Here is a 6728-nt window from a genome sequence, read left to right on the forward strand (position 1 = left end):
ATTAGAGCCCCGTCGTCACGTCGATCGACTGGCCTTCAGCCAGCGTCACGATTGCTTTTTTGATGTCCACGCGACGGCCGTTGATGCCGCGGAAGCGCTTGGTCTTACCCTTTTGGACCAGGGTGTTGACCTTGAGGACGTTGACTTTGAACAGGGATTCAACCGCAGCAGCGATTTCGTCCTTGGTCGCGGTACCGGCAACGCGGAAGACGACCTTGTTCTGTTCCGACAGGATCGTGGCCTTTTCAGTGATGATCGGGCTCAGGATGGTGTCGTAGTGCTTGGCGGTAGGTTGAGCGGCGGCCATTATGCGGCTTCCTTCTCAGCAAAGCGCGCCTCGATTGCTTCAACAGCAGCCTTGGTCAGCACCAGTTTGTCAGCACGCAGGATGTCATAGACGTTCAGGCCGGCGTTCGGCAGGACGTCGATGTGCGGGATGTTGCGAGCAGCCAGACCGAAGTTGGTTTCAACTTCCGGACCAGCAATGATCAGAGCCTTGGTCCAGCCCAGCTTGCCGAAGGTGGCACGCAGGGTTGCGGTCTTGGCTTCAGCGACTTGCAGGCTGTCAACGACAACCAGATCGCCGGCCTTGACCTTCGAGGACAGGGCGTGACGCAGAGCCAGGGCGCGGACCTTCTTCGGCAGCGAGAAGCCGTGGTCACGGACAACCGGACCAAAGGCGCGCGAACCGCCGACGAACTGCGGTGCACGGCGCGAACCGTGACGAGCGCCGCCGGTGCCCTTTTGCTTGTACATCTTCTTACCCGTACGAGAGTTCTCGTTGCGGGTTTGAACCTTGTGCGTGCCAGCGCGACGCTTGGCCAGCTGCCAGTTCACGGTACGGGCCAGCAGGTCGCCGCGGATGTCGGTCAGGCCGAAAACGGCGTCCGACAGCTCAACGTCGCCAGCAGCCTTGCCGTCGAGTTTGATGACAGAGAGTTTCATTACGCTTCACCGCCTTCGTTGGCTTCAACGGCCGGAGCAGCAGCTTCGGCAGCAGCAGCCGACTTCACAGCACCCGGGAACGGGGCTTCAGCCGGACGAGCCTTCTTCACAGCGTCGGTTACCTTGAGGTAGGTGCCGTCGTGGCCCGGGACAGCGCCCTTGACCAGGATCAGACCACGCTCAGCGTCAACGCGGACGACGGTGAGGTTCTGTTGGGTGACAGTTTCCTGACCGTAGTGACCAGCCATCTTCTTACCCGGGAACGTACGGCCCGGATCTTGACGGTTACCAGTCGAACCGTGCGAACGGTGCGAAACCGACACACCGTGCGTGGCACGCAGACCGCCGAAGTTCCAACGCTTCATCGCACCGGCAAAACCTTTACCGATGGTCAGGCCTTGGACGTCGATCTTCTGACCTGCAACGAAGTGGTCAGCCGACAGTTCGGCACCAACTTCCAGCAGGGCATCCTCGTTCACGCGGAACTCGGTCACGTATGCCTTGGGTTCAACTTGAGCCTTCGCGAAAGCTTCGCGTTGCGGCTTGGCCGTATTCTTGGCCTTCTTAGAGCCAGCGCCCAGTTGGAGCGCGACGTAACCGTCACGTTCCTTGGTACGTTGGCCGACGACTTGGCAGCCGTCGAGCTGGAGTACAGTGACCGGTACGTGCGCGCCGTCTTCGGCGAACACGCGGGTCATACCCAGCTTTTTGGCGATCACGCCCGTGCGCATCGGATCCCGCCTCTTCTTTCTTTAGATCTTGATCTCGACGTCCACGCCAGCCGACAGGTCGAGCTTCATGAGCGCGTCCACGGTCTGGGGAGTGGGGTCGATGATATCGAGCACGCGTTTGTGCGTGCGGATTTCAAACTGCTCGCGCGACTTCTTGTCGACGTGCGGCGAGCGGTTCACGGTAAATTTCTCGATCAGGGTCGGCAGCGGGATAGGACCGCGAACGGTCGCGCCCGTGCGCTTTGCGGTGTTGACGATTTCGCGCGTCGAGAAGTCGAGGACGCGATGATCGAAGGCCTTGAGCCTGATGCGGATGCTTTGATCCATATCGGTTGTTATTCCCATGCGGCCGGAGCCGCGTCCCTGTGAACCATTTCAAAGACCGAAGCCTCGGGAGCAAAACCCCCAGGGAACGCAAATCCGCAAAAACGATCGGCCCACGCAGTCCCCTGCCTGAGCCGTAAATTCCCAAGAAGCTGCAAAAAGAACAGTAACTTAGGTCGTCCTTGCGAACCGCGTCTGCATCCGAAGATGCACAGCCGGTCCAACAAGAGTGGTGCTTATGCCTTCCGAATCCCTTCGGGTCAAGCACTGAATCCCAAGTCCCATAAGTGTTTGCGCCTCATGAGCTGCTGCGTCTTAGCCGCCCCTCCCCCACCATTTCAAGACCTCATTTTGAACAATTGGGGGCGCTGCAGATGCCGCCAATCGATCCATCTGATTCAAAACGAAGAATTGCGGAAGGAGCCACACAGCCCCGCTGCGAGGCGATTCTGAAGCCATTGTAGTTAATGCATTTTAATGGCTGGGGCCGTTTGTGACCAAAACCGGACGAAGAAGGCGATTTTGCCACAAATCAAATCCAACACAGCGTTATGTTGCCACAGTGCGTATCTTTTGAGCAACAACCTCCCCTCGCACGAGCGAAAATGACAAGTTCGTTACAGCGAACCGTCAGTTTAGCGACTAAGTCCGCTCATCCGTCCTTTCCTCCCCGGAAGGGCGCAAGAAGTCTCAAAAGGACATAAAAAATGAAAACCGTCTTCTTCGCCTCGGCAGCCGTCGCTGCCCTGATCGCCGCTCCGGCCGTTGCTCAAGAAACCGTTGGTTCGGTGGGCGTTGCCTACAACTACGCCGATGCTGAAGGCATCGAGTCGAACGGCGTGACCGTCGACGGCATCGTCGCTACCCCGGCTTTCGGTGACTGGACCGTCACCTTCAAGGGCGCTGGCTCGTACGTCGACACCGACATCGTTGGCGACGACACCACCCTGGCTGGCCAAGTGTTCCTGACCAAGAAGCTCGACACCGTTCGCGTCGGTGGCTTCGTCGGTTCGTCGGACGTTCTCGGCGCAACCATGACCGAAGTCGGCGCTGTTGCTCAGAAGTACTTCGACCGCGTCACCCTGACCGGCGCTGTTTCGTACGGCAACGTGAACAACCTGTACGCCGGCGCTGACGCCGACGTCTGGAACGTCCAAGCCGAAGCTGCTTACTACGCTACCCCGGCTCTGCGTCTGGCAGCTGGCGTTGCTTACAACAACTTCGACGTCCTGGGCGCTGACGCAGACAACTACGCAGCCAAGATCGGCGCTGAGTACCAAATCGCTCAATCGCCGTACTCGGTGTTCGCTTCGTACACCTACGTCGACGCTGACAACGGCATCGAAACCGACGGCGTGAACATCGGCGTCCGCTACAACTTCGGTGGCGGTCTGCAAGCTCGCGACCAAGCTGGCGCTGGCTTCGGCCTGTAATAGCGGTTCCGTCAGCACCTGACGGAATGACGAAAGCCCCGGAGGTTCTCCTCCGGGGCTTTTTGTATGGGGCAGGCTAAAAGGCTTAGTTGCGGTCGAGGATACGGATCTTGCCGCTGCCCATGGCGCGCTGGCTGACGTCCCCCGTCACGCGGCGGATTACAATGTCGCCCGAACCGGCCATCGATGCAGACACGTCATGCACCACCCCGCCGATGTCGACATCGCCAGAACCTGCTAGATTGACCGAAAGGTTGTCGATACGGCCATCCGCGATCGTCACATCGCCCGAACCGGCAATAGCCACCCGCACATCGCCATCCGCACGTCGGACGGAGACATCCCCCGAGCCGGCGATGGCCACGGACAGATCCTCAACATTGGCCACACGCACATCGCCCGACCCGCTGATCTGGATCGTCATGTCCTCCGCGCTACCGGTCCAGACATCGCCCGACCCGCTGATGGCCAGCTTCACCTGACCCGGGACATTAGCGACCACCCAGGTGCCACAGCCGGACGAGCCGAGGTCCACGGATTCAGCACCACGTCCCACCGCACCATAGACGGCACCGTCGGCACGGATGGTAATCCCGCGAGGCCCGCGGACCACAATCATTGGCGCATCCTCAAGAGCCACTCGCCCCGTCTCGCGGGTGGAAACCGAAGCCCCCTCGCCCGGACTTCTGGGCGGCGTAGAGCGGCTGCCGCCATTGCAGTTCATGCTGCGGAAGCCACGACGTCCCAGTTGCCCGTCGATCACCACATTGCCGCGCTCGCGGCGCACTTGCGGTGCAGGCAGATTGGCGGTGTTGCCGGTGACTTCGACCACGATGTCCGAACGCTCTTCGGGCATGTAGACCACGCGCGCGATCGCGTTCTCGACCTTGACCGTCTGCGCAGCGGCGACGCTTGTCATTGCGAGCGAGCCCAGGGCTCCGGCCAACATGAGACCAACAGTTCTTTTCACAGCCTGGGTCCTTTCCATTAGGGGAATGGTTTTGATGCTGTGATCCTGCCGCGCTCCGTAGGCAAAGTCCGCTTAAAACCCTGTCATGAAGCGCTTTTAATCCTCAGGTAGAAAAGCGTGCGCCGTCGTCTGCTTTTGCATCCGGCACGAACTGTTTGGGAATACTGGCAATACGGTTGCCCAGCACCTGCAGACGGCGCAGCGGCAAGGACGCCAGCCAACGCAATGCCAGATTGAAACCGCCCAGCCTGGCAACCGATGGCGGTGTCATGCCGCGCGTACGTAGGAAGGCATGGGTATAGAGGCTGCCCGTGCAGGCACGGCTGTGCCACGTCTGGAAGTCCATCGACAGGCTAACGCACGGCCCATCCACATTCTCGACGCGGTGCGGCGCGTAGAAGGGCCAGATCAGCGCCTCGCCCGGATGCAGCTCGAACACATCGGCGTCGTCTTCAAAGCTCAGGTCATAGGGCAGTTCTTCGGTCGTGCGGCGCGCGACAATATCCTCCATCGCCCGCTCCGGCTGGTGCGCCTCGTCCGAGGGATAGACAAACATCCGCTTGATCCCGCGCATGTGGAACAGGACCACGCCCGAGGCGTCGAAATGATATGGCACGCGGGTCTTGGGCGACGAGATGATCAACTGTCCCGACCGCTTCACCGCCCGCAGGTTGGAATAGGCGCTGGAAATATCGGCAAAGGCATCCGACGCCGCCTCCCACAAGGCGGGCCAGTATTGCTCGACCTTGCGCAGGTTGACCCACAACCGCCCTGCCCGCACGGCCTCCAGCAGTTGCGCCCCCGTCAGGTCGCCGCGCGTCCCTGCCGTCAGATGCACCTGCCCTTTGGCATCGAAATTATAGAGGTTGATATCGATCAGCTCCGACGGATAGCCGTCCAGCACGGCGGCCAGCGCGTCGTCACTGGTGAACTCCCCCGCATCCAGCCCGTGATTGAACACGGCGCTTTTCCGCACCGGTCCCAGCTGACGCGCATGTACAGCGTGTTGAGTGTTCATTTTCCGGACGCCCTGCCCCTCAGTCGATCCATTAGGCCACCTGCTGCAAGGATGATGCCTGTTGCCTGTCCCAAACGAGACGGCTCGACCGCCTCGATCGCGGACCATCGACGGCGCAGGCTCAGGCCAAGTTCCGGCTGTCGCAGTGCGCGGGCGGCCGCGTTGACCACAGGCGTCGGACCTTGGGTGATCTCTTGCACCTGCTGCTCTCGGTTACACAGGTACTTCTTGTAGGCCTCGCCACTGAAGCCGTAGTCGAACACCCGATACCCGTCTTCCGCAACCACACGCATGGTTTCGAGGCTCAACCAGATACCGGGCGAAAACCGCGCTCCCTCCTCCAGATAGGCCGGGAACCAGAAATGCCAGACATGGTCTGCGAGCAGGCTCAGCTCCAGCGCTAGGAGGGTTTCGCCGCCGTACAGCGCACAAAGCGAGGCGCGACATTCGCCATCCGCCTGCAACAGCCGATGAAGCAGGGCCCGCGTCCATTCCGGCTTGAAAATGTCGTGCCGCCCCGTCCGGCGATACTGTTCACGCTTCAAGCCAATCAGACGGTCCAGCAAGGCCGCGTCACGCAGTCCGGTACGCACAGTCATGGGACCGAAGGCGGCCTCCAAGCCACGCCGTGCCCGCGCCTTGTCCTTGAAGAATTTGTTGAACGCCTGCGACTGGGCCGCGAACCAATCCGCATATCCCTCTGACACCTCGGCCTGCAGGGTCGTGAGGGCGATACCCCTGTCCGCCCCCTGCCCTACCCAGCTATTGGCGCTGAGACGGCTGGCCCCGATCAGGCCACAGAGTTGATCAATGGAGAGGTCGAGATCCGGCGCACCGATGATGCCGTGATAGTCATTGAGCGGTGCGCCTATCGGATAGGCCGTCCGCCCCCGCCGCTGGAACGGAAAGAACCCGACCAGCGCATCATCGCGATACAGCTTGGCGACCGCCGTGCCGTGCCCGACCTCGCCCACAGCCTGTGTAAAGGCCCAGTGGAAGAAGGGACTGACCAGATCGCTGCGAGATAACTGCCACGCACGCCACTTGGCCTTGTCATCGAATGACAAGTCGAACGTCGCAACGATAACGGCACGATGCCTCAAGCCCCAGTCCCCCACCGATCCCCATCGGTTTGAGCAGCTTATGCGTCAGTTCCAAATAAATGCAAAACAGTGTTCTCTCACTGCGGGCAAAGAAAAACGCCCCTCCGGCGAACCGGAGGGGCGTCTAACTTGTCGTCACTGACGGTAAGCCGTCAGGGTCGGATCAAAGTGTCGATTACTCGACGATCTTCGAAACGACGCCGG

General features: G+C 60.6%; 8 protein-coding genes. 1 reads left to right on the forward strand and 7 read right to left on the reverse strand.

Going from position 1 to position 6728, the window contains the following annotated elements; genetic code table 11:
- Window position 1: 1 nt before the first annotated feature.
- The 4 genes from Q0Y42_RS09695 to rpsJ are packed head-to-tail and all read right to left on the reverse strand — an operon-like array spanning window position 2 to window position 2003.
- Window positions 2-307, reverse strand: coding sequence for a 50S ribosomal protein L23 (locus Q0Y42_RS09695; RefSeq protein ID WP_297803036.1), 306 nt, complete (start codon window positions 305-307; stop codon window positions 2-4).
- Window positions 307-945: a 50S ribosomal protein L4 gene (gene rplD / locus Q0Y42_RS09700; protein WP_297803039.1), complete on the reverse strand. Its 639-nt coding sequence runs from the start codon at window positions 943-945 to the stop codon at window positions 307-309. The genes Q0Y42_RS09695 and rplD overlap by 1 nt, the downstream gene beginning before the upstream one ends.
- A complete protein-coding gene (gene rplC, locus Q0Y42_RS09705; RefSeq protein WP_297803042.1) occupies window positions 945-1676 on the reverse strand; it encodes a 50S ribosomal protein L3 in 732 nt (243 codons plus the stop codon). Before rplC ends, rplD begins: the two co-directional genes overlap by 1 nt.
- Before the next feature lie 21 nt (window positions 1677-1697).
- Window positions 1698-2003: a 30S ribosomal protein S10 gene (gene rpsJ / locus Q0Y42_RS09710; RefSeq protein WP_105563630.1), complete on the reverse strand. Its 306-nt coding sequence runs from the start codon at window positions 2001-2003 to the stop codon at window positions 1698-1700.
- Between the two features lie 704 nt (window positions 2004-2707).
- Between rpsJ and Q0Y42_RS09715 the strand changes: the two genes are divergently transcribed.
- A complete protein-coding gene (locus Q0Y42_RS09715; protein ID WP_297803046.1) occupies window positions 2708-3433 on the forward strand; it encodes a hypothetical protein in 726 nt (241 codons plus the stop codon).
- 85 nt (window positions 3434-3518) lie between these two features.
- Here Q0Y42_RS09715 and Q0Y42_RS09720 read toward each other — a convergent pair whose 3' ends face one another.
- From Q0Y42_RS09720 to Q0Y42_RS09730, 3 genes are all read right to left on the reverse strand, one after another.
- Window positions 3519-4352, reverse strand: coding sequence for a DUF2807 domain-containing protein (locus Q0Y42_RS09720; protein WP_297803049.1), 834 nt, complete (start codon window positions 4350-4352; stop codon window positions 3519-3521).
- A 154-nt stretch (window positions 4353-4506) separates the two neighbouring features.
- Window positions 4507-5421, reverse strand: coding sequence for a transcriptional regulator (locus Q0Y42_RS09725; RefSeq protein ID WP_297803053.1), 915 nt, complete (start codon window positions 5419-5421; stop codon window positions 4507-4509).
- Window positions 5418-6524, reverse strand: coding sequence for a GNAT family N-acetyltransferase (locus tag Q0Y42_RS09730; protein WP_297803056.1), 1107 nt, complete (start codon window positions 6522-6524; stop codon window positions 5418-5420). Before Q0Y42_RS09730 ends, Q0Y42_RS09725 begins: the two co-directional genes overlap by 4 nt.
- Window positions 6525-6728 lie beyond the last annotated feature (204 nt).

It is taken from the genome of uncultured Brevundimonas sp. (assembly GCF_947305955.1).
Lineage (GTDB): Bacteria > Pseudomonadota > Alphaproteobacteria > Caulobacterales > Caulobacteraceae > Brevundimonas.